A 23031-nucleotide genomic window follows, 5' to 3' on the forward strand; every position below is an offset into this window, starting at 1 on the left:
TAAAAATTTTATAATTTTCCATTCATCATTTTTACTTAGTATCTAATTTCCCATGCCCTGGTGTTGCGTTTTGCAGCCTTAGTTCGATCTGCTTGTGCTTTGAAAAGTCTAACAGTGACTAAAGTTACATAGCGATAAGAAATATGAAAACCATGTGATTGAACAATTCTATATATGTGTAGCTATGTTAAAAAATAGAATTCAGAAGTCAGGAGCCAGAACTCAGAATTTAATTCTATATTATGGTTACTGAGCAACTGGTGAGCGGAGTCGAACCATGTGGAAGCAAGCTACGCGCAGCCAGCGTCTTGTAGAGAAGTACTGGCGGATAGCGCAGCGATCGCACCATAGTGTCTTGACTACTGACTACTGAATTCTGACTCCTGAATTCTTCTTTAATCAAATCCAAGAGTTGAACCACATTCGCAGCTTGTAACCGTTAGGAGAAAGGGGTAAACCCAAATAAATGGGCATCCAGAAAATAAAAGCAGCCAGAATGATAAAAGTAATGGTGACACCTAGCGCTCGGAGTTGTTGATAATAACTGCAAAGACACCGATCGACAAACCAAGCGATCGCTAAAAATACAAACACCACTGCACACATATAGTGGTAGATAAAAACACACCTTGTAACTTTCACCCAAGGTAATAAATTAGCAGCATAATTTATAACTAAATACAAAGCAATCCAAGTATCAACACTAAGAGTTGCAGGCATAGAAAAACGCTTTTCTTTCACCCAAGGAATTACCGCTTGTGATACCAGCATCCCTACTAAAAACAACATGGCGGCGACACCAAACCACCACAAAAATGGATTACCCATTGCATGAACATCATAGATAACTTGTCCAGCACCAGCAGGTAAAGGCGGCCCCATCACAGGTAAGGGTTCGCTGATACTTTCAGCCGTTTGATAATAATATGCCATTGGTCGAGTCATCAAAGGCCATTTATACCAAGCAGCACAGTAAGGATGTACGTTAGGACTATTACCCCCTAGATGTAAATGAAACTTCAAAATTTGCTGATGTACTGCAATAAATCCATAAGTTTTATCTAGTTGAAGGTGAGGAATCCAGATGATGCTATAGATAAAAGCTGGGATAATTCCTAGATAAAACAGCATCTGAAAAATATTTAGCTGAGTTAAATTTTGTAGTGGTGTCTGAGATGAGGGGTATGAAGGTAATGAGGGAGAATAAGTACTAACTCCTGCCTCCTGCCTCCTGCCTCCTGCCTCCTGACTTCTGTCTCCTGCCTCCTGCCTCCTGCCTCCTGCCTCCTCTAATGAAGGGGATCTAAAAAAGAGTTTGGAGTTAGGAAAAGAATGTATTAAATGAATTACCCAAGCCGCTATCCAAATGAGATAAGCACCTGATAGAAACCATAAACCATTCCACTTAGTACCGACTGAGGCACCAAAACCAATGCCAGCAAAAACTAACCAAAAAGAACGTCGCCGATTTTGGTTATCTAATGCCAATAATAAAAACCAGTGCCCTAACAAACCAAAAATGACGATATAAATATTACTTAAAGCATACCGAGACTCAACTAGAAAAATACCATCACAAGCTGTAAATAATCCTGCAAGTATTGCAAAGGTACGACGATAACTTAACTGATAAGCGATCGCAGCCACAACTACAGGAACAAATGAGCCTGTGAGGGCATTGAACCAACGATAAGTCCAAGGCGATCGCAATGAACCTGTCAGCCCATTTACCGTATCGTGCCAAAAAGGAATGTGACTGCCAATCCAAATACCGATGCCGATCATATATTGACTCAACGGCGGATGAGCATTAAAAAATGGCGTATGCGTAAGATAATTATTACCAAATTTGGCAAAGTAAACTTCATCAAATACCAGAGTGTTGAATCGCTCCAATCCCCAAAACCGTAAAGCAAGTGAGAGAATAAATACACTCACCATCCCAATTCGGAACCACTTTTTATTCATTAGTCATTTGTCATTGGTCATTTGTTATTAGGCCTCCTTGTCTCCGTTGTCTCCCTCACCCCCCTCTACTCTTCAGGTACATTTGGAACAGGAGAAGCTTGCCACAAGTGCCAGCCTACCTCATAATCTTGAGTGGGTAAACCATCTTTTTCAGGCAATTGTTTAAGAAGGATAGTTCCCAATACTTGTCGGTTAAGGGGAAAAGGGGAAGGGGAAAGGGGAAAGAAAAAACCTTTAACCTTTACCCTTTAACCTTTACCCCAAACCCAATTCCAATTTAAAAATGCAAAACCCGAGCAGTATTGGGATAGTTCCCACAATTGTTGTAGTTGCCTTTTCGACAATTGCCCAATATCTATTACCATTGTTGTGTCGGTGCGACCGCTCGATTTAATACACTAAAACCCACTGCAATCAGAACTCAGGACTCTCGACTTTTGCCACTTCTAGCATCGTCTTTAAAACCGAATCAGGATTTAGACTAATCGAGTCAATTCCCTGTTCCACCAAAAACTGGGCAAATTCTGGATAGTCGCTGGGTGCTTGCCCACAAATGCCGATTTTGCGATCGCATTTTTTGGCTGTTTCTATGACCATTTTTACCATTCGCTTAACAGCTGGACTGCGTTCATCAAACAATCGCGCTACTAACGCCGAATCCCTGTCTATCCCTAGCGTCAATTGAGTTAGATCGTTAGAACCAATGGAGAAGCCATCAAATACCTCAGCAAATTCCTCAGCCAGAATCACATTACTGGGCAACTCACACATTACATAAACCTGCAAGCCGTTAACACCTTGCTTTAAACCATTTTTTGCCATCTCTGCTAAAACCAAACGCCCCTCGTCAGGGGTGCGGCAAAAGGGAATCATTGGGATGACATTTGTCAAACCCATTTCTTCCCGTACCCTTTTGAGGGCATGACATTCTAAGGCAAAAGCTTCTCTGTAGCCTTCATCGTAGTAACGCGCCGCCCCTCGCCAACCTAACATTGGGTTTTCTTCATGGGGTTCAAACTGTCGTCCACCTAATAAATTGGCATATTCATTACTTTTGAAATCTGAGGTTCGGACTATCACTGATTTCGGATAAAAAGCTGCGGCAATTCTACCAATGCCCTGAGCTAATTTATCTACAAAATATTGGGGTTTATCGTCGTAAAGTGCGGTAATATCAGCAATTTTAGCTTTGGCAAATTCATCTTTTAACGAATCATAGTGAATCAAGGCCATTGGATGAATTTGAATTTGGTTAGCAATGATAAATTCTGTCCGCGCTAAACCTACACCATCGTTGGGAATTGCCGATAAACTTAATGCTTCTTGGGGATTACCCACATTCATTAAAATTTTAGTGCGGGTGCGGGGTAAGTTTTCTAAAGGAACTTCTTTGACTTCAAAAGGTAATAAGCCTGGATAAACTTTTCCTTCTTCCCCTTCAGCACAAGAAATTGTTACCTCTTGGCCAGGTTTCAAGATGTCCGTAGCATTACCGCATCCCACGATCGCAGGTACACCCAATTCTCGCGCAATAATTGCTGCATGACACGTGCGGCCTCCAGAATTGGTTACAATTGCACTGGCGCGTTTCATAATTGGTTCCCAATCAGGATCGGTTCTCTCTGTCACTAAGACTTCCCCGACTTGGAACTGTTCTAGTTTTTGAACATCTAGAATTAAGCGTGCTTTTCCCTGACTAATTGCTTCCCCAATTGCACTTCCCGTAACCAGGGGGATTAAGGATTGGGAATCAGGGAGTGAGGAGTGGGAATTTTCGCCATTTCCGATTCCCCATTCCCGATTCCCTAATAACAAACGATAACTCCGCAACACATTTCCCGTCTTCTGTGACTGAACGGTTTCGGGGCGCGCTTGCACAATAAAAAGTTGGTTAGTAATCCCATCTTTTGCCCACTCGATATCCATTGGAGTGAAAATGCCGTGGACTTGGGAATAATGGTCTTCAATTAAACACGCCCAACTTGCTAATTGTAAAATCTCTTCATCACTGAGAGCGAATTTACCTCTTTCACTGGGTGAAACTGAAACATTTTTCGTAAATTTAGAGCCGTCATCATAAATCATTTTCAGTTCTTTGCTGCCCAATTTTTTATCGATAATTGGGCGGAAACCAGCTTTTAAAGTTGGTTTAAAAACATAATATTCATCGGGATTTACAGACCCCTGGACAACATTTTCACCTAAACCGTAGGCGGCTGTAATTAGTGCCGCATCCTTAAAACCTGTTTCTGTATCAATGGAGAACATCACCCCAGAGGTTGCTAAGTCAGAGCGCACCATTTTTTGCACACCCACAGCCAGAGCAATGCTAAAGTGGTCAAATCCCTTGGCGTGACGATAAGAAATAGCGCGATCGGTAAATAGAGAAGCAAAGCATTTATGACAAGCTGCTAAAACTCCTTCGACACCGACAACGTTGAGGTAAGTTTCCTGCTGTCCAGCAAAACTAGCATCGGGAAGGTCTTCAGCAGTGGCACTGGAACGGACTGCCACATCTGTGTCTGCATGGTACTGTTCGCAGAGACTATGGTATGCTGTGGCGATCGCCTCGCGCAATTCTACAGGAAATGGTGTGTGGATTAATAGCGATCGCGCTTTTTTGCCGCGTTCTCGTAAATTTTTGACATCTTCAACATCCAAGTCAGCAAAAAGTTTGCGTAGCTTTGCTTCTAACCCCGCTGATTGAATGAAATGACGATAAGCGTAAGCAGTAGTGGCAAATCCTGTGGGAACGTTAATGCCTTTGGGCGTTAGCTGTTGAATCATTTCCCCTAGTGAGGCATTTTTACCACCAACTACTGGGATATCAGCAATCCCAATTTCATCAAACCAGAGAATGAGCGATCGCTCTTGGGCAGATAGAGACAAAGTGCTTTTAGATACTGTAGCCATAAATATTACCTTTTCAGTTTATACTCAATTTGTAAGTGCATAACTGCTACTATATTTATTTTTCCCATATTCAACTTGAGATTTTTGGTTATGTCGCGTAGTTTGATATTTGGCGATAAAATCCAAAACTATAAGCAATAAAAATTAACAATTATTCAGTTTAATAACTCGATCGAAATACCGGATGTAATAAATTATGGCGCAGCTAGAACGACTCCTGAAAATGGCAGAAGATGAACTAACTGAATACAGTACTGATGCCCGCAAAATAGAAAAACTACGCCGTAAAATAGGTTTAACAGTATCGCTAACAGAACAGCAGCAAGTAAAAGAGGCTTTACTTGCTACGATGAAATCTAATATAATTACCCAAGTTGTAGAAGAACAAAGACAAGCAGTAGCCTTACCATTTTGGGGAATTGCTGGATTGGGTTTGTTATTAGGAATTTCTTTAAATCAACCCATAGGCTTGTTAGCGTGTGTAGTTGGGACTGTATTAGCTTATAGAGTTCAGAAATGGGGTTGGAAATTGCAGGCAAATCGTTTATTGTTACAAACATTAGAAGATATTGAAACGCGTATTGCCCAACCCACTAAGTAACAAGAAAGATGTATTCTACAGATAAATTATTTACGCTTTCTGTACTTTATTATACTTATACAGTAATTAATTACTTAATTTACATTTCGTAAGCACTTAACAATTCCTTTGGGATCACCATAGCAAAAAAATTAGATATTGGATTTAAGATTAGGTATTTATTAAGAAAGACAGCAAGCAGAAGGCAGTCTTCCGTAAACTCTAACAGCCCTCTATCTTCATTCAATATCCTGGTTTGCGGGCAATGAATGCTACATTACCTTTTGACAGCAGATATTACACATCCTGCAAAAATAACTTTGCAAGATGTTGGGGAAAGGTTAAAGGGGAAGGGAAAATTCCATACCTTTATCCCTTCCCCCCACTTCTGCAAGAAGTCTATTAGACTTCTTGCAAAAGTCGGGGTAAAGGGGAAGGGGAAAAGGGGAAAAAAACTCAAAATCCTTTCCCTTTAACCTTTTCCCTTTTCCCTAAGAGTGCAAAAATATATTTTTGCAAGAGGTCTATTGAATATAGCTACGGGTTGTCTCAACCTGGAAGTCCACGTTAGAGAGTTCACTTGCAATAGCTGTCGCTTCGTATAATCGTATTTTTTACACGATCTCAAAGATCGTCAGCAAAAATTTTAGTCATGTAATATTGGTTGTCTTTTCGCTAATCAACTAACCAGATCGGCGATCGCTTCTGAAGCAGGGACTACAGCTTCAGGCTGATAGCGGATGCCAGCTTGCTTGAAGCGATGTAAAGCTTCACCCAAGCGATCGCAGTCTGCAATCAAACTGATCCTGACATAACCCTCACCTGCAACCCCAAAGGCATTACCTGGAGTAACTACAACGCCTGTTTGTTGCAACACGTTCAGCGCAAAATCTGTGGAACCAACACCAACGGGACACTTCACCCAAAGATACATTGTCGCCTTGGTTTTGGGGATATCCCAACCCAACTCTCCTAAACCATGAATCAGGAAATCGCGGCGGGTACGGTAGCGTTGTTGTACCTCGTGTAAATACACATCTGGCAGTTGCAAAGCTGTTTCGGCTGCTGTTTGTAATGCTGCAAAAATGCCGTAATCCAAGTTAGTTTTCAGCGTCCGCAAACCTTGAATTACATGGCGGTTCCCCACGACAAACCCGACGCGCCAACCAGCCATATTGTAGGTTTTAGATAAGGTATGAAATTCCACACCAATATCTTTCGCGCCGGGAATTTCTAACAAGCTAGTGGGTTGATAACCATCAAAAGCTAACTCGGCGTAACACAAATCATGCACCAGCAAAATTTCATATTTGCGGGCGAAAGCGACGATTTCTTCAAAAAATTCGCGGGGGGCGGTGGCGGCGGTGGGATTGCTGGGATAGTTGAAATAGAGCATTTTAGCTTGTCTTGCAACTTCGTCAGGAATGGCAGCTAAATCAATTAACCAGTCATTTTCGGGTTTAAGAATTAAACTATGGATTTTCCCACCAGCGATCGCCGGGCCGCGAAAATGTGCCGGATAAGCTGGGGAAGGAACCAGAACTAAATCACCAGGGTTAACGTAGGCAAGTGCTAAATGAGTTAATCCTTCTTTAGAACCCAGCAATGGCAAGGCTTCGCTATCAGGATCGAGAACCACATCATAACGGCGACGATACCAGTTAGTGATGGCGCGGCGGAAACTAGCTGTGCCCTCAAAAGGTGGATAACCGTGATTGGCGGGATCTTTTAAAGCTGCGATCGCCGCTTCTACTACTGGCGCTGGCGTTGCACCATCGGGGTTTCCCATACCCAAGTCAATTAAATCTAACCCTTGTTCCCGTGCTTTAGCTTTCAGTTCATCTAAACGGGCAAATACATAAGGTGGTAGTTTTTGTATGCGTTCTGCTGGGACAATCCAATTTAAACTCATAAAACCTCGTCACTCATTCCCTTGGGCGAAACTCGATTTGTAGTATCTCTACTATCTATAGGTGCAGTGGTGGAAACCATTGCCGCCATCAACTGTTCTGGCGCGACTTTAAACGGTAGTCGATGGATATCAGAATTAGGAACTAGAGCCATTTCGACGGCTGTTTGCAATTCACCTAATGTAATATTGCCCAATCCCAAATCACTTAATTTCTGGGGTAGTCCAATTTCTGTGTAGAACTTTAACAACTGTTGCCGTGCCGATGCTGCTAGTTGATTGCCTTGTAGCATTTCTTCTAAACGCAGTTGCACCAAAATCCCAAAAGCAACTTTTTCGCCATGAATACTGCCATGTCCTGAAATATGAGTTAAACCGTTATGCACGGCATGGGCGGCAACAGTGCGACACTGCGCCCCTCCAAGTCCCCCAACTACCCCAGCGAGTAACACAGTAGCATCTACCACTTCTCGCCAAACCTCACTACCTGGTTCTTCGAGGGCGGCGGCTGACTTTTGCAACAAGATGTCTCGCAAAACTCGTGCTTGTTGCACCGCAGCAATAATTAAAGTGTCTTGCAGGTGTCCACTGCTAACTGAGGCTTCGTACCATTTAGCGATCGCATCACCAATTCCAGCTACCAAGGTACGTTGTGGTGCAGTTTTAACCAAGTCATAATCGAGTATCAATAAATCGGGACAACGAGATAGCCCCACATCATACAGAAAAGCCCCATCTTCTGAATAAACATTCGATAAGGCACTCCAAGCTGCACAAGTAGCGCCGGAAGTAGGAATTGTCACCACTGGTAGATGTAACTGCTGCGCGACTAATTTCGCTGTATCTAGGGCTTTGCCACCACCAACACCGATAATGACATCAGCTTTATGTTCTTTTGCCTTTTTCTGTAAAGATTTCAGGCTAGCTTCGCAGCAATCTGCACCATAAGAAGCTTGGACACTATGTAACTGCTGCGCTTCTAAAACTGGTTGTAAACTTTGTTGGCTGATAGCGAGAGTAGACTTACCTGTCACAATTAAGGGACGACTTCCCAAACAGGCAATCTCTGCTGCGGCTGTTTGCAACACCCCAGAACCACGGATTACTTTTGCAGGGGAAACTGTGAGCGTAAAGAATGAACTAGAGGTTTGAGTAGACAAAGAAGGTTGAGTAGAAAAATTATTGGGCATATAATCTCGTTTACCAAAACCTTGATATTTCTTAATAATATAGACTAGCGATCGAGGACACTTGTTGCCAAACTGGTTCTTGGATGGCTCCAACCTGACACGCGGCCGATCTGGATTTGAGCCAAGCAATTAAATAGACAAGTCCTGTTGCCGACTGATTGAGTAGTTTGACGACATTCCTTGAATCTATAAATATCCATTGACCTGAAATTCCGAACTATCAAAGTTTTGAATAACCGTATAATTAATTAACATTACCACTGTCAGATTCTCAAGAAAAGCAATCGAGAATTGATAATGTGTAGGCGGTCGTGTTATTTGATGCAATTTTTAGCTACAGATATATATGTAAAGGTATGCAAATATATGTCCCTACAACCCCTTGATTCTTCTCAAAGAATTTTGAAAATAACAACAGGGGCAATTAGAACAACAACTGACAAATCACAACTGTCAGTACCCATTACCCCACGCTGATTAACTTTTTCCCACAGTATAACCACTAAAGTGTGAATATCTTAATCTAAAAATAACCATTATTGTATCAGTAAATACAAAATAATTTTTGTCATCCTGATAACAGGTAATTTACTTTTGTTCTCTGAGCATTGGGCATGGGGCATTAGGCATGGGGCATTAGGCATGGGGCACAAGGAAAAGACTTTCTCCCCTGCTCCCCTGCTCCCTGCCTCTTAAGCAGTAGGTTTTGGCAATTTGGCGAAATTGTCTGTGTAAATTTTGACTGTTACCGGGGAATTTTGATGAGAAACGAGCGATCGCTTCACCTCACCCAAGTAAACTGGGACAGAAATCCCTGTTTCCGGGTGGATAATGGTACGGGCGCGAACTGTCAAATTTCCGTCTTCCCGTGAACCTGAGCGACCATAAGAAAAGAGATTGCTAGCTGCTTGACGTAAAGTTGCTTCTAATTGTGTGGGTGTAATTTGGGGTGATGTAGCAATCACCGCTTGTGTTGAGCCATTGTCATAAACTAGAGTGTACCGGGTTGCTCCAGGAATCACAGTCCGACTCAAGGGGACTATTGAGAGTCCAAATAAACCAGCAGTCACCACCAGCATAAAGCCAGTCGTACCCACCAACCGAAAGCGGATGCCCCATTTGAGAATAAAAGCCAAAAATGTCAAGGCAGCAAATACCAAGGTAGCTATACCTGACCATTGGGTGTACTGAAGAAAGTTAGCTGTTGTGAGCATAAGGTTGGTTATGGAAGCGTCTTTTTTTCGTTACCGACACACCCATTTTACCGAGAGCTTACACCATAAAGGTTATCGTAGTCTTTAATGCCAATCAGAATATTAGACTTCTTGCAAAAGTCGGGGTAAAGGGTAAAGAAACTCAAAATCCTTTCCCTTTAACCTTTACGCTCTCTTGCAAAAATATATTTTTGCAAGAGGTCTATTGGGCGCGATCCTATCATAATTAAAGATTTTCGGTCTTCAACCCTCTGGTTTACCATAGCTAAAACTGGTATTACTTTTCCAAATTCCTCAGTTATTCAGAACAGTATTGCCTCAGCAGAGACGATACAGCACTTCCGGCAGCTATGAGGTACATCCTCAAAGCTAAAAGCTGTGATAGAAAAGGGCAAGAAGAAAAACTGTACTGTATTGCATAATAGCTGTCAGTGCTTTAACCCAAGTTTTTCTAGTCCTCTTCTAGAGGACTTACACCATTAGACAGGGAATTCTATTCCCTGGCGGTCTGTATTGCATAATAGCTGGAAGTGCTGTATAGGAATTTTGAGGTATTTGCAACTTAGTTTGAACACTATCAATAATTGCCGTTCAATCAGCATCTTTGTTTCATTTAGAGCGAATCCTAATTTTAGCCGCCGCGTCGTCAATTCGGCAAAAAACCACATTTTCTTTGGCAGCAATTGCAGCGAGAATTAGGGTATGGAAAAAGTCCTAAACTAGTGATGTAGCCAAAATAAAACTTTTAGCAAATTTCGTTATCACTCAGTTTTAATAATATAAATTTATCAACTTTAACAACAATTTCTAATTTAATATTCTCTTTTTATCTAAATTATTTTGTTGTTAAATTAAGTTCTGATATATAACCCAATACGCTTGGGTTAAGGCTAAAACTCTTTGTCATAGTTAATTTTTTTAACGTAGACGCTTCTCTACGAGACGCTACGCGTAGCTTGCTTCCACGAAGTGGTACGGCTTGCCGCAGGCTACCACAGAGGCGCAGAGAACACTGAGAGAAGAAAGAAACGCTTAACTGAACTGTATTGATATATAACCGATAAATCCTGTTTTTGAATCGTGTTTAACTAAATAAAAATAATAAATATACAAAAGGGCATCTACAAGAGATGCCCGTCATGCAGGAAAACCCCAAAAGGGATGTCCCTACACCTTCCCAACAATCAGCAACAGTGACTAATTAGGTATTAGTCACACTCACAGACGTGAATATAACAATATTATTAACTTAAAACTATCAATGTCCCCAGTGCATACACTGAAAAAACTAATAGCTAATTTTGATGAGATGCAACCCTGTCTTTTTCGCGATAACGATGTACTACTCCAGAAATGGCAGCCAAAATTAGCCATGAAAGCGCATTCAAACGGAAATCGAAGAGGGTTACATCTACTGTATTCAATAAAATCCACCCAACAAAGGACAGAAGATAACTGAAAAATATCAACTTGTCTCCTGCATTTATATATTTTGACTTTTGCAGTAGTTGGACACTTATAATCAAAATCCAAGCTAGTAAGCCACAAAATAAAAAAGCACTGGGAAAACCAGTTTCAGCAGATAACATTAAAAACAAGTTATGGGGATGACCCAAGGGAATCTGCATCTTTGCTCTGTAAAGAGTACTAAAACTACGTAACCCCCAACCAGTCCAAGGATGTTGTTGAGCTAAAGACCAGGCAAACTCCCACTGAGTTTTTCGCATTAAAGCGACTGGTCTATCTGGATACATATCGTCATTTAACCTTGCCCAAAAGAAGGCAGGAACTACGAAGCGAAAAATGTGAGCGACTGCTGAGGGAGCAAAAGCCGCTAAAAGAATACTAGAAACGATCGCAGCAACGCTACCTACAAGAATGCGCCAACCTTGGTAGAGAGCATAAGCTAAACAGGCAAAAATAGCGATCGTCCACCCATTACGCGAGTTGGTGAAAATTAAGGTAATAAAATTCGTAATCACCGCCACGGTTAGGAAGAGAAAGGGAACTGGAGAAGGGGACGCAGTAAGTCTTTCCCCTCTGCTCCTCTGCCCCTCTGCCCCTCTGCCTCTTATGCCCAATCCCCAATACCTCATCCCTAATCGCCATTGTTCGATCCACAACCCTAGACTAAGGATGAAAACTATTACTAGATAAGCTGCGAAGGTGTTAGCGTGCAAGAAAAGTGAAGCGATACGACCTGGTGGGTTTCCGCCTGGTCTGATTGTCCAACTAAACACAACCCACACAAACTGGAACTTGAAACTCCAGCCTAAAAATAATTGTCCCAAGCCCATAATTGCTACTGGCATGGAACCAATTACCAAAGCCCAAGCCATTTGCCGCAATTGGGCAAATGTTTGAATCAGAGCGCTATGGGCAGCGAAAAGTAAAAAGAATGGTAATAAATTAAATAAGCCGAGGAAAGCTGCTGTTTTGTCTTGGGCAAAGCCAGCACTCACGATCAGTAAAATACTCAACAGGGCAAATCCCCAGTTAAGGGGGCGGCGATTAATTTTGCGGGATTGTTTCAGCCAAGTTATTAATGAGACAAAACCTACAGTCACAGCCCCCACTAAAGGACTCAATGGGAAGATTAACAGTGCCCATAGAGAGTAGTTCCAAGAAGATTGCCAACGAGACTTGAAATAGTCAAAAACTTTGTTCAAGCTGGCTCCCAACATTCCTCACGAGTGAGGCGAATTTGAGCTAAGGCGAAGATAGTGGGGATGATTCGACCATAGTTAGTAGCGATCGCTCTCCAGCCTAAATCCGCAATAAACCAAGTCCACATCATCGGGCCAATTACGGCAAACATCGTGCGGGCTGCCCCATAACGAGCTGCACTTACTGTCATACCTCGTTGCGCCATTTGCATCGTTACATAGCTTTGAAATTGGGTTGCAGCTGCTTCTGTGCCTGTAATCGCCGCTTGTTTGGCTACTTCATAAGTAGCAAAGTGGATGGCAAATTGACGGGCAATTTGCTTCAGTACAAGTGGCTGGAGAAGAGAAGTAACTGCGATCGCACTACCACCTTTGAAAAGTAAACCCAAGGGGTCACGTTGCAATAAAAGTGGTAAGGGTTGTTTTAGTTCTGATTTGAGCAGCTGACGCTGCACCTGTACAGTTAATTTTTGCTTTTCTTGTTCCGGTAATTTTTTCCACACCTGTCCTAGTAGATGCAAAAATACTTCTGCTTCTAAATCAATAGTTGCTAGCTGATGAGAATAGGGAATTTTTAGATACTTACATACTTGAACTAACGCTTGTCGGTAAGTTACTTGCCCTGTACGTCCCCGTAATACTGTCACCCCATCTGCCGCCAAAAAACGAAAGCGTCCCTCTAGTGCATCTAACCAAGCTTTGCGGTCTTGGCTTTGAACTTCGATGGGTTCGGGTGTGTGTACATAGTCTAAGGGATTGAACTTACGACTAAATAGAATTGCCGTTAAGTCTTGCAATTCTTCTTCGGTCGCTAACTCTAGCGCCGCCCTCATTTCATCCAATTTCCCTTCCTCCCTTCCGTGCAGCTTTCTGTACCTTATTCTACTATTAGCTTTCAGCAGTCATTAGTAGTAATTTAGTCCTTTGATAATAACTAATGACCAATAACTAACTAAGGACTATTGACTCATGACTGATATTGCAGTGATTGGTGCCGGAATTGCAGGTTTAGTCTGTGCCCAGCAGTTAAGTCAAGCTGGATATTCGGTGGTAGTGGTAGAAAAGTCGCGCGGTTTGGGAGGAAGACTAGCTACACGCCGCTTGCATGGAACTTTGGCAGATCATGGGGCTTGTTACCTGAAGCCAAAGGGTGAATTATTTAGACGTTTTGTGGAGATATTGCGCGATCGCCATATCCTCGAAGTTTGGACAGAGGAGGTTTACGAACTCACAGCAGATGCTCCTTTATCTGAACCAAAAAACCGCAGTCCGCGTTATGTTGCACCTGGGGGAATGAGTGCGATCGCTAAATCCCTCGCCCCAGGTTTAGAAATATTACTGAATCAGCGTGTCATTGCTATTACACCAACTCCCGAAGATAGCTGGCGTCTGACTCTCGAATCTAGTAACGAGGAATTAACTGCAAAAGCTATAGTCGTCGCTATTCCTGCACCCCAAGCTGTGATGTTATTAGAATCTTTGGGTGAGAGTGTATTGGATGCAGCCTTTCTTGATAACTTGCGTTCTGTAGAATTTTATCCTTCGATTAGTGCGATCGCGGGATATCCTTCTACATCCCAACCCCTCCCTCAGTGGAAAGCCCTAACTTTTGTGGATGATGCTGATTTAGCATGGATTGGTTTGGACAGTAGCAAGCGTCCTAACACTCAACAACCACATTTTGTGGTGCAAAGTAGCGCTGATTTTGCCCAACGTCATTTAGAATCACAGGATTTACAACCTGCCGGACAGTATATGTTACAACGAGCAGCTGAATCTCTGTCCCTTCCTTGGCTGAATACTCCCGAATGGATGCAAGTACATCGTTGGCGTTATGCCTTTCCTAGCCGTTTTTGGCACGAAGCTTTTTTGTCTGCTGGAACTTCCTTACCTTTAGTTTGCTGTGGTGATTGGTGTGGCGGGAATCTTGTCGAAGGTGCGATGCTTTCTGCATTAGCTGCGGCTGATGAAATTAACAATCAGTTACTTCATCTATCTTTTGATAATGTGAACTTTTTAAACGTTTTTGCCCGATCATTTCATCTGTCGCTAGACTGATCCTGCACTATCGTGAGTCGCTATTTTTTCGACTGACTAAATCAAAGTGCAACAAATAATTTTTTTAGATGAAATAGCAAATTTTGCTGCGAACCTAAAAAGTGATGCCAATTACCCAAAAAGCTTAACTTCATGAAAAACTTGTTCCTAATTCAAGTAGTTTTATTGCTGTTAATCTTGATCCCCTAGTCTTTATGCTGCATTTTATGTAGATTTCTACCAAAAAGGCAGAAATTTGAAATAATTAGGATTATAAATATAAAATGTCGGTAAATTACCAGCTTATTGGACGCTGTTTTAATAAGTCATGCTGTGAGACAGTATAAACTTTAACTAAAATAAGCAAAGCCAAATGTCTGAGATTGTACCAAGATAAGAGGCTAGTTTCGGGGTTGATTGCATCTGTAAGTTGAGTTATTTTTAACTGATTGTCATCACGACGTTGCCATCTAAAAAAGTTATTCTCTCCACCAAGCATTGACTTGATTAAAAAAGGAGTTTAAAAACCATGAAAACGGTAGTCAATTTCACACAACAATCAATAGTGGGAGAAATTGAAAGTATTTTGAATACATATCCATCCCATCCATATCAACAAGCCTTTGCGATTCCTGACTTACGCCAAGAGCTAATTACTTTCGTCCTCAACCGCATTCCCTCCTTTTACAGCGTCATGTCTGACGAACAGATTCCGCTAGCGGAGGCTGAACAAGGAAGCTTGGCTTATTACAAATTGCCTCGTAAACCCTTAGAGCAGCAACTACATTTACAGAATTTGATTCACCAAGGCATTTGTTTAATCGTTCAAGAAAAGTCAGATTGGATTAGCCATCGTGTTTGTGAAACAGCTCAGCCAGCTTGTGAACCCTCTCACTGGTTTGGCTAATAGTTCTAACTAGATTTGGCTCTCTGCTGAGATATCATAACGCCCGCAGTGAATTTTGAATTTTTGAGCTAATCCCACGACTAAAGGCTGTGGGATTAGCTCAAGATTTTTTTAAGTATATTCCTATTGAGGTGTAAACTTTGACAATCACTAAGTTCAAAAGATATTCCTAGGATATGAGAAAAATAACTGCTCTAATGCTAAGTATTTCCGTAACTGTCGGGGTAGGAGGATTAACACCTAAAGTCACTAATGCCCAATTGTTTTACCCACCAGCAAGCGATCGCCATTCATTAATGGTAATCGGTCAAGGAGTAGTGAGAGTGCCAGCAGATACAGCGGATATTGAGTTGGTATTCAGTAGTGGAAGTAGTGGAAGTAGCAATGATGAGTTACAAACGCAACCATCATCTCTACCCGAAACCCGTCGCATATCCTCACCCTCCGGGTATGCCTCCGGCACGCCAAGGGCGAACGGCAGTCCCTCTTTGTTGGAACAACAAGACCGGGCTGCCTCACCAACTCTACTTTTGAATTACAAAACAGTAGCAGAACCTTTACCAAACAAAAAATCCCCAACTAAAGCAACTCTTCAGCCTGTAGTAGATAGCTTAGTTGCTAAAGGTATTAAGGCTGATAAAATTCAAGTGCAAATTAACCCTAATGCCAGTGAAAATAACGCCAAGATATTGGTGAGACTGGAAAAACCAACACGCGATCGCGTCCAGGAAATTGTTGCTACAGCGAACAAGTCCACAAGCCAAATTGAAAACCTTTCTGTCAAGAGTGTGGGTGTTGAGTACGCAGTAAATGACTGTCAGGCTTTGCAGAGTTCAGTTTATCAATCAGCGATGAAAGATGCTCAAAGCCGCGCTCAGGCTTTAGCAACTGCGATGGAAGTTAAACTTGGTACACCCTCTGTCGCCGAGCCATTTTATACATTATTTTATCCCTCATGTAGTTCTAAAACTGGAGTTCCTTTACCGTCATTTGCTAGTTTTTTATTATCACCAGCTTATAATCCAGATGCCCCAGCAGAAGTTGAAATGAAAAAGGATATTTTTGTGACGTATACAACGAAATAAACATTTATATTTACTGCGATCGCACTTTGATTTAGTCAAAATTGGAAGTGCGATCGCTTAACTATTTTTTTTCTGAGTCTAATCAATAAGGATAGGTGCGATCGCACTTTTTATTTATTTCATACTTTGTAAATTTATTTATATAAATTATCATGTTTATTTCTTGAAATTGCTCAGTATTTACTTAGATAAAATTCTAGTGTTTAAAAAATTTCTACTTAAAGATTTGGTTCTGACTTTATACAAAATTTTTAGGGTTTTTACTACTGACAAATAAATAACACGTTTAATAAAATGTGCCTAAATATTTTAAAATGTATAGTTATATCTGGAGATCAATAATGGCACAAGGAGATCACATATACTGTAGTATTTATAATAATAGTAAATCTCCCTATCATCATGGAATTGATTGTGGTAATGACACTGTTATTCATTATCAAAATAATTATAAACACGGGAAGGACGGAATAATTCTCTGGGTTTCCATGAATGAGTTTGCTAAAAATAGAAAAATCTATATTAAGAAATATGATAAATCTGATTCTCCACTAGTTGTATTCATGAGAGCAAAACGAAGATTAGGAGAGAAAGACTACAATATTTTTTATAATAACTGTGAGCATTTTGCACATTATTGTAAGACAGGTAAACCAATTAGTCCTCAAGTGGATAAGGCTAAAGAAATCATAGGAGATAATGGTGTTGCTGTCGCTGATGGTTTGTCTAAGAACCTAATAAATGTCATTAAATCGGTAGAATCAAGTAAAAACTCTATACATAAAAGTATAGAGGATACGTTTAATTTTTGGAAAGATAAAGACGATGATGACGATGATAATAGTTTTTTAAAATTACTTTAAAAATAGGGCAGACTTTTGTTATTTATGCTCCCGATGTCGGCTCAAAAGCAGTAAGCCAGATAACCTTGCTTATAAGTAAAATAAATAATCAATCAATTCTCCTGTGTGTAATTCCTGCCATTCTTTATCTTGCTCGTAATGTAATAACATTAACTCAGCCTGTGCTTCCGCATCGCCGTTCTTCTAATGACAATTTCATAAACTCCCGACGGCTGATACTCTTAGCTTGTACAAGTGTTTGCGAAGCTTGTACCTGTGGTATGTCTCTCTGAGGAGTAGAATTTGAGATTTCCATACTTTCTTAGTAATTTTTATAAAAATTCCTAATTTATATTTATTTTACTGCACAGCTATAATATGCGTGTTCATAATCAAAATCAAATATTCACTTGAATTTAGACTAAATTGCTGATTTCAAACTCCAGTAATGAAAAAACTCCAGAAATGTTTGTGACAAATCTGGAGTCAGGAAAGATACGCATTTACCTATACCAAATTTTCACCCTGAGAGAATCCTACGTCATCCGGGTATACACTCAAATGTAGATAAAAGTGTTTGAGGATTCTTGTTTACATTCCTTCTCTGTGAGAAGTAACGCAAAACAGCCCCAGATAATCTGAAGCTGTTTTGCGAGAGTTGTTTGGTAGGAAGGGTACATCAATAAGTGATGCCCGTGTTAAATATAGATAATTCAGTATGCATCCTTATTCAGCCATGTATTGCCATATCAGGATGATTGGGAAAATTTTTATGGCTTTTTCCAAAAAGAAACTCCAGATGCACTTAAGGCATTCTGGAGCAGTAACAGGTTTCTAACATCAATCAATTTTTACATCTGCGATCGCCCGATGTCGTTAGGGTATATACTCAAATGTGTTTTATGTCTACTCATCCGCAAATAGACCAGCAAATTACCTTCTTGTCTACCCATAATCTCAATGCATCTACAGAATTCTACGAGCAAAAGCTAGGTTTAGAGTTATGGCTTGACCAAGGAACCTGCCGAATTTATACTATTAGTGGTTCTGGATACTTAGGATTGTGTCAAGCAAGCGAAAAATTAAGTCCTCCAACCGATAAACACTCAAGTGTTATTTTTACCCTCGTAACACAGCAGGTGGATGAATGGTTTGAATATCTCAAAGAACGTGGCGTCGAATTTGAAAAGCCACCGACACTAAATGAAAAGTACAATATTTACCATTGTTTTTTCCGCGATCTTGATGGTTATTTGATTGAAATTCAACGTTTTGAGACTAACGACAACAAAAAAGACATAACCAAATAAGTTATGTCTAGACGTTTAATGTACAGGGCAGGATTTTTACAGGCTAGAACTTTTTGATTTACTGGGGTACATGATACCGACTAATTCTGTATGAACATTATCGATAGGAATATACCTTTTCTTCCATAGATTTATCGGGATAAAATGCGTAATTTATGCTGCCTCTGGAAAATATTTACATTTCTTTATAATTGTCCCTTAGTTGTAGCCAGCCCTAGCAATGCTTTTGACTTTTATATAATGTTTGCTTCACTCTTAATAATAAATAGACCTCTTGCAAAAGTCGCTAAAACCCCACCCCCAACCCCTCCCCGCAAGCGGCTACGGTGTACACACAAGTCTGAAATAGCTAGATTAACCAGGGTTTTACCCCACCCTAACCCTCCCCGTATGTATTGGGGAGGGAACTAGATTTTATTGTTTCCCCCCTTCACAAGCTACGGTGTACACACATCTTTCTAGAAAACCAAAATCGTCGTAGATCCCCCTAAGTCCCCCTTAAAAAGGGGGACTTTGAGAGCTTTTTGCCCCCCCTTATTAAGGGAGGTTGGGCAGGGTGGTTTCATACAACGAGAGAAAAATAATAATGGTTTGTAGAGGGTGAATAAAAATGGATAACTAACAAGTATGAATCTCGTCGAACAATTGCAGCAAGTCCCAGACTATAGGCACATCCGGGGACGAAGACATGAATTATGGTTAGTATTGTTACTAATATTGCTGGGAGCAATGACAGGATATTGGGGCTACCGACCACTCGAAGATTTTACCCGTATACACAGGCAGAGCTTGATTGAACTGTTAAACCTAGATGTGACAATCAACTTTCCATCCTATTCAACATTTCGACGAGTACTGAAAACAGTAGATTTTCAACCATTTACCGACTTGATTTTTTAATTGGGCATCGGTTTTTGTTCCACCAATACCAGGAGAACGTTTGGCAATAGATGGTAAAGGCATTCGTTGCACAGTCACAGATTACAGTCAGTCCTACCAAAACTTTATCAGTACAGTATCAGTTTATAGTCATGAACGGGGCATTGTACTCAAGATGCAACCAATGTCCAACAAAAAAATTAGTGAAGTGGCGTAGGCGTAGCCCGCCGCAGGCATCGCAAAGTTTTGCGTTGTTGTAAGGTATTCGCGGCTCCAGAAAAATTACAAAGTCAGTGGGCTGGACTTAAAACTTTTGTCCAAGTTGAACGTTCTGGCATCCGTGATGGTCAATCATTTCAAGAGCGTCAGTTCTATATTTGTAGTCAGATCATGTCGGCTAAAGATGCTTTAACCGACACCCAGAAACATTGGGGAATTGAAAACCGACTCCATTGGGTTCGCGATGTGACTTTTTCAGAAGACTTTCCACTGCGAAGAGGTGGTAATGCTCCAGTTAACTGGGCAATCTTACATAATTTTTTCATCACTCTTGCCAGATTTCTTGGTTTTCGCACTATCCCTCAAGCTCAACGTGCTTTAGCCAATCAAATTCAAAAGGTTTTTTCTTTCTTTGTATGAAACCACCCTGCTTATTAAGGGGGGCTAGGGGGGATCGAATTATATGCAGCTTCATAAAGAATTGGTATTACATATTTAACTTATGGTGAAATCAGTGTAAATCCTTGAGCCGAACCGATAATTTTACTACCAGTTAAATTGATTTGCTGTAAAGTCCCATTGTCTAACAGTAAATAAGATTTATTAGATAACACTTGTTGTAAAGTGGGCACAGGTGCAGGAGTTACCTTGCAATCACAGTAAAAGTTTAAACTAGGACGCCCATAAGCAAAAGAAGTATAAATTTGTGTTCCTGTTGAAACATTTGCTCGAATTAATTCTGCTACTGGTTTAACTGGAAAAGCTTCCTTTAATTCCCAAATCCATGATTGCGAACTCATTAACAGTGCTAAAACTAAGTACATCCCAGAAAATAACACTGGAATAAAGTTGCGATCGCGTTGTCTAATTAACCATACTGCGATGCTCATACTTATTGCCAAAACAAGGCTCATGACTATGAGACTAGGTTCTTTCTTGGCAAGAATAAAGTAAACACAACCTCCTAAACCAGCAATGGCGATAATAGCCAAAAATATTGTCAAACTTCGCACCTTAAAATGACCATACTGCCAAATGTCGCTAAGTTTAGCACCAATCGCCAAAGCTAAAAATGGATATACAGGCATAACATACCACGGGAGCTTAGTTCTCATTAAAGAGATAGTTACTAAGTAAATAATTGTGCCAATAATAACTACACTACCCCAGGAAGTATGACGTTTTTTCCAAGCTAGATAAAAACCTCCTGGTAAAAATAATAGCCAGGGAAAACTATACTTAATTAACTCAATTAAATAGTACCAGGGTGGGCCACTATGACCTTCAACAGATTGTGTCAGGCGATCAAAGGTTTGTGTTTGAAAGTTCACTTGGAAGAAAGTTTCGCCATAATGTTGCCATTGAGCGACAAACCAAGCGATCGCAGGTGCATTTCCTATAAACATTCCCATTAATAAATAGGGGCTTGTTAACAAAGCAAAATGCCGATCTGCAATCAGGAATAAAAAAGCGATCGCTCCTAGCGGTAAAACTATCATCCCTTTCGTGAGAGTGATTAACCCTAGACAAAATCCCACACCTAAAGCATACCGACGATTCTGACGTGCTTTTAGCAAACAAAATAACAGCAGCAAGAAAAAGGTAATAGTTGTACCATCTAGCATTGCGAGCCTTCCATGACGTAGCACAGGCAACATTGTCAGGTAAACTAAAGCGCTAAACAGAGCTGGTAAACTTTGGTTAAAAAGCAAACATCCCACCAAGTAAAGCAAAGGCACTCCCAAAGCAGTTAACACTGCACCCGGTAGACGTGTTGTCCATTCATTCACGCCTGCGATCGAGTAAGTCCAAGCAATTAATAAGTGCATCAGGGGTGGCTTATTATGATAGGGTTCTCCTCCCAAAGTGGGGTAAAGCCAATGCATTGAACCAAATGGGGCACGCCAAATTTCACGGGCAACCTGTGCCACAGTACCTTCATCCCAATCTCGCAAAGGGGAGTTTCCTAAAAATATCAGCCATAGAAATAGAGATATTACCAGTAGGCTAAATAACCATTCTTTTTCTCGGAATAGACGCATATCTAAAAATTGCTAAATTTTGTAAGTATCTTGGATGAAGATTTAAGATTTTCTTCTCCTGAAATAGATACTCAGGCTGATAATACTCGGAATCCAATCGTAAATCTGATGAAAGTTGTGAGTAATTAACAATGCTCCAAACTGCCAAAGTTCAACCCTCATTTTGCTGAAACTGGCTTAGTAACCAAGCGCAAACTTCAGACTGACTTATTTCACGACTTCGGCGTAAGGCTTCTTCTAAAATTGCAATTATCAATCTAGGCAATACCTGTGATTCTTGAATACGTTTACTGCCTCGATCTGCGATCGCATAAGCGATGATTTGAGCATTCGTCACATCCACTACCCAGTATTCAGCAATACCTAATTCTTCATAGAGCGTAGACGCGAAGCGGCTTGTCGCCAGACATCGCTTTGTACCTAAGTCATCCAACAGAGATGTTTTCGCAATCTCAATCACTAAATCTGGTGCAGAATAGCGATCGAGGTTGACAATTCCTGTATCTGCTGGGATAGTTTGGGCGCGTTCTCTAAGGTAATACGCTATATCGGGCTGACAATCCTGAACACCAGTTTTACGAAAGGTGGTTGTGTCTAAACCTGTCGCTAGAATCCCCATATCTGTCGGTAACTGGGTCTGAGTTTCACTCATTGCCTAACCCTTGTGCCAGTAATCTATATCTCTTGTAACTTAAATTCTAAACTCCTACCTCGATTCTTTAACCTCTGAAGTGCAACCTTCGAGTTCTGAGGTTAGATAATGGGGGTTAGAAGGCGATCGCTGCTGTAAAAAAACTAAACTACAATTTCCCCCCAATTTATCGGGGGGTTAGGGGGGATCAAACCCTGTATCTGCTCACACACACTATCAAACTGATTTAAAACTTGGCTATTTGTAAACCTGAGAACCTTTAAACCATAGCCCTCCAGAATATGAGTTCTCTCCATGTCATAATCTTGACCTTGATCTGTAAAATGACTACCCCCATCAATTTCTATCACTACTTTTAAAATGGGACAGTAAAAATAAACGATGAAATGATTAATCGTCCGTTGTTTTAAAACACGAAATTGAAAAGTTCTCAGATATCCATACCAAAGCTTCTTTTCTGCTGGATTCATGTTTTTGCAAAGTTCTTTTGCTCTTTCCACAAGCTTTGGATTGTAGGGTAGATGGAAATCGCTATTATTGAGCTTTTTGGTCATAGTTTCTAGTTTTGATCCCCCCAACCCCCCGATAAATTGGGGGGCAAAAAGCTCTCAAAGTCCC

General features: G+C 40.9%; 19 protein-coding genes and 1 pseudogene. 9 read left to right on the forward strand and 11 right to left on the reverse strand.

The annotated features are described in order from the left end of the window. Window positions 1-399: 399 nt before the first annotated feature. Both ACM0OX_RS01430 and ppsA read right to left on the reverse strand, forming a co-directional pair. Window positions 400-1968: a dolichyl-phosphate-mannose--protein mannosyltransferase gene (locus ACM0OX_RS01430; protein WP_414512450.1), complete on the reverse strand. Its 1569-nt coding sequence runs from the start codon at window positions 1966-1968 to the stop codon at window positions 400-402. A gap of 414 nt (window positions 1969-2382) precedes the next feature. Next, the gene (gene ppsA, locus ACM0OX_RS01435) at window positions 2383-4881 is read right to left on the reverse strand and encodes a phosphoenolpyruvate synthase (RefSeq protein WP_414512452.1); all 2499 of its coding nucleotides are present in this window, start codon (window positions 4879-4881) and stop codon (window positions 2383-2385) included. A gap of 196 nt (window positions 4882-5077) precedes the next feature. Here ppsA and ACM0OX_RS01440 point away from each other — a divergent pair, with 196 nt between their 5' ends. Then, entirely contained in the window at window positions 5078-5482 is a 405-nt protein-coding gene (locus ACM0OX_RS01440; RefSeq protein WP_414512454.1) for a hypothetical protein, read from the forward strand. Window positions 5483-6140: 658 nt separating this feature from the next. Here the strand turns inward: ACM0OX_RS01440 and ACM0OX_RS01445 are convergent. The 5 genes from ACM0OX_RS01445 to ACM0OX_RS01465 all read right to left on the reverse strand — a co-directional run bounded on the left by ACM0OX_RS01445 (window position 6141) and on the right by ACM0OX_RS01465 (window position 13282). Beyond that, window positions 6141-7373: an aspartate aminotransferase gene (locus ACM0OX_RS01445; RefSeq protein WP_094350249.1), complete on the reverse strand. Its 1233-nt coding sequence runs from the start codon at window positions 7371-7373 to the stop codon at window positions 6141-6143. Then, the gene (locus ACM0OX_RS01450; protein WP_414512491.1) at window positions 7370-8560 is read right to left on the reverse strand and encodes an iron-containing alcohol dehydrogenase family protein; all 1191 of its coding nucleotides are present in this window, start codon (window positions 8558-8560) and stop codon (window positions 7370-7372) included. The genes ACM0OX_RS01445 and ACM0OX_RS01450 overlap by 4 nt, the downstream gene beginning before the upstream one ends. A gap of 692 nt (window positions 8561-9252) precedes the next feature. Further along, a complete protein-coding gene (locus ACM0OX_RS01455; protein WP_414512456.1) occupies window positions 9253-9774 on the reverse strand; it encodes a Ycf51 family protein in 522 nt (173 codons plus the stop codon). A gap of 1295 nt (window positions 9775-11069) precedes the next feature. Beyond that, window positions 11070-12458 carry an O-antigen ligase family protein gene (locus ACM0OX_RS01460; RefSeq protein WP_414512458.1) on the reverse strand — a complete coding sequence of 463 codons (1389 nt, stop codon included), beginning with the start codon at window positions 12456-12458 and terminating at the stop codon, window positions 11070-11072. Beyond that, window positions 12440-13282, reverse strand: coding sequence for a YaaW family protein (locus ACM0OX_RS01465; RefSeq protein WP_414512460.1), 843 nt, complete (start codon window positions 13280-13282; stop codon window positions 12440-12442). The genes ACM0OX_RS01460 and ACM0OX_RS01465 overlap by 19 nt, the downstream gene beginning before the upstream one ends. Before the next feature lie 127 nt (window positions 13283-13409). On the opposite strand from ACM0OX_RS01465, the gene ACM0OX_RS01470 reads away from it, so the two are divergent. The 4 genes from ACM0OX_RS01470 (at window position 13410) to ACM0OX_RS01485 (ending at window position 17332) form a co-directional block, all read left to right on the forward strand. After that, window positions 13410-14498: an NAD(P)/FAD-dependent oxidoreductase gene (locus tag ACM0OX_RS01470; protein WP_414512462.1), complete on the forward strand. Its 1089-nt coding sequence runs from the start codon at window positions 13410-13412 to the stop codon at window positions 14496-14498. 508 nt (window positions 14499-15006) lie between these two features. Next, entirely contained in the window at window positions 15007-15384 is a 378-nt protein-coding gene (locus ACM0OX_RS01475) for a hypothetical protein (RefSeq protein WP_414512464.1), read from the forward strand. A 197-nt stretch (window positions 15385-15581) separates the two neighbouring features. Beyond that, window positions 15582-16469 (forward strand): SIMPL domain-containing protein, encoded by an 888-nt coding sequence (locus ACM0OX_RS01480; protein ID WP_414512466.1) that lies wholly within the window; start codon window positions 15582-15584, stop codon window positions 16467-16469. 341 nt (window positions 16470-16810) lie between these two features. After that, complete coding sequence (locus tag ACM0OX_RS01485) at window positions 16811-17332, forward strand: lecithin retinol acyltransferase family protein (protein WP_414512467.1); 522 nt, start codon at window positions 16811-16813, stop codon at window positions 17330-17332. Between the two features lie 154 nt (window positions 17333-17486). On the opposite strand, the gene ACM0OX_RS01490 is transcribed toward ACM0OX_RS01485, so the two are convergent. Next, window positions 17487-17627 (reverse strand): hypothetical protein, encoded by a 141-nt coding sequence (locus tag ACM0OX_RS01490; RefSeq protein ID WP_414512468.1) that lies wholly within the window; start codon window positions 17625-17627, stop codon window positions 17487-17489. Between the two features lie 586 nt (window positions 17628-18213). On the opposite strand from ACM0OX_RS01490, the gene ACM0OX_RS01495 reads away from it, so the two are divergent. The 4 genes and pseudogenes from ACM0OX_RS01495 to ACM0OX_RS01510 form a co-directional block, all read left to right on the forward strand. Beyond that, complete coding sequence (locus ACM0OX_RS01495) at window positions 18214-18621, forward strand: VOC family protein (protein ID WP_414512469.1); 408 nt, start codon at window positions 18214-18216, stop codon at window positions 18619-18621. 627 nt (window positions 18622-19248) lie between these two features. Continuing rightward, a complete protein-coding gene (locus ACM0OX_RS01500) occupies window positions 19249-19521 on the forward strand; it encodes a transposase family protein (RefSeq protein ID WP_414512471.1) in 273 nt (90 codons plus the stop codon). A 40-nt stretch (window positions 19522-19561) separates the two neighbouring features. Then, a complete protein-coding gene (locus ACM0OX_RS01505) occupies window positions 19562-19717 on the forward strand; it encodes a hypothetical protein (RefSeq protein ID WP_414512473.1) in 156 nt (51 codons plus the stop codon). Window positions 19718-19740: 23 nt separating this feature from the next. Continuing rightward, a pseudogene (locus ACM0OX_RS01510) lies at window positions 19741-20139 on the forward strand (ISAs1 family transposase); the annotation flags it as partial. Between the two features lie 80 nt (window positions 20140-20219). Here ACM0OX_RS01510 and ACM0OX_RS01515 read toward each other — a convergent pair. From ACM0OX_RS01515 to ACM0OX_RS01525, 3 genes are all read right to left on the reverse strand, one after another. Then, window positions 20220-21761 (reverse strand): ArnT family glycosyltransferase, encoded by a 1542-nt coding sequence (locus ACM0OX_RS01515; RefSeq protein WP_414512475.1) that lies wholly within the window; start codon window positions 21759-21761, stop codon window positions 20220-20222. 151 nt (window positions 21762-21912) lie between these two features. Next, the gene (locus ACM0OX_RS01520; RefSeq protein ID WP_414512476.1) at window positions 21913-22413 is read right to left on the reverse strand and encodes a Uma2 family endonuclease; all 501 of its coding nucleotides are present in this window, start codon (window positions 22411-22413) and stop codon (window positions 21913-21915) included. A 143-nt stretch (window positions 22414-22556) separates the two neighbouring features. Then, complete coding sequence (locus ACM0OX_RS01525) at window positions 22557-22967, reverse strand: endonuclease domain-containing protein (RefSeq protein ID WP_414512478.1); 411 nt, start codon at window positions 22965-22967, stop codon at window positions 22557-22559. Between the last annotated feature and the right edge of the window lie 64 nt (window positions 22968-23031).

Origin of the sequence: Nostoc sp. PCC 9305 (genome assembly GCF_963920915.1) — a bacterium.
Lineage (GTDB): Bacteria > Cyanobacteriota > Cyanobacteriia > Cyanobacteriales > Nostocaceae > Nostoc.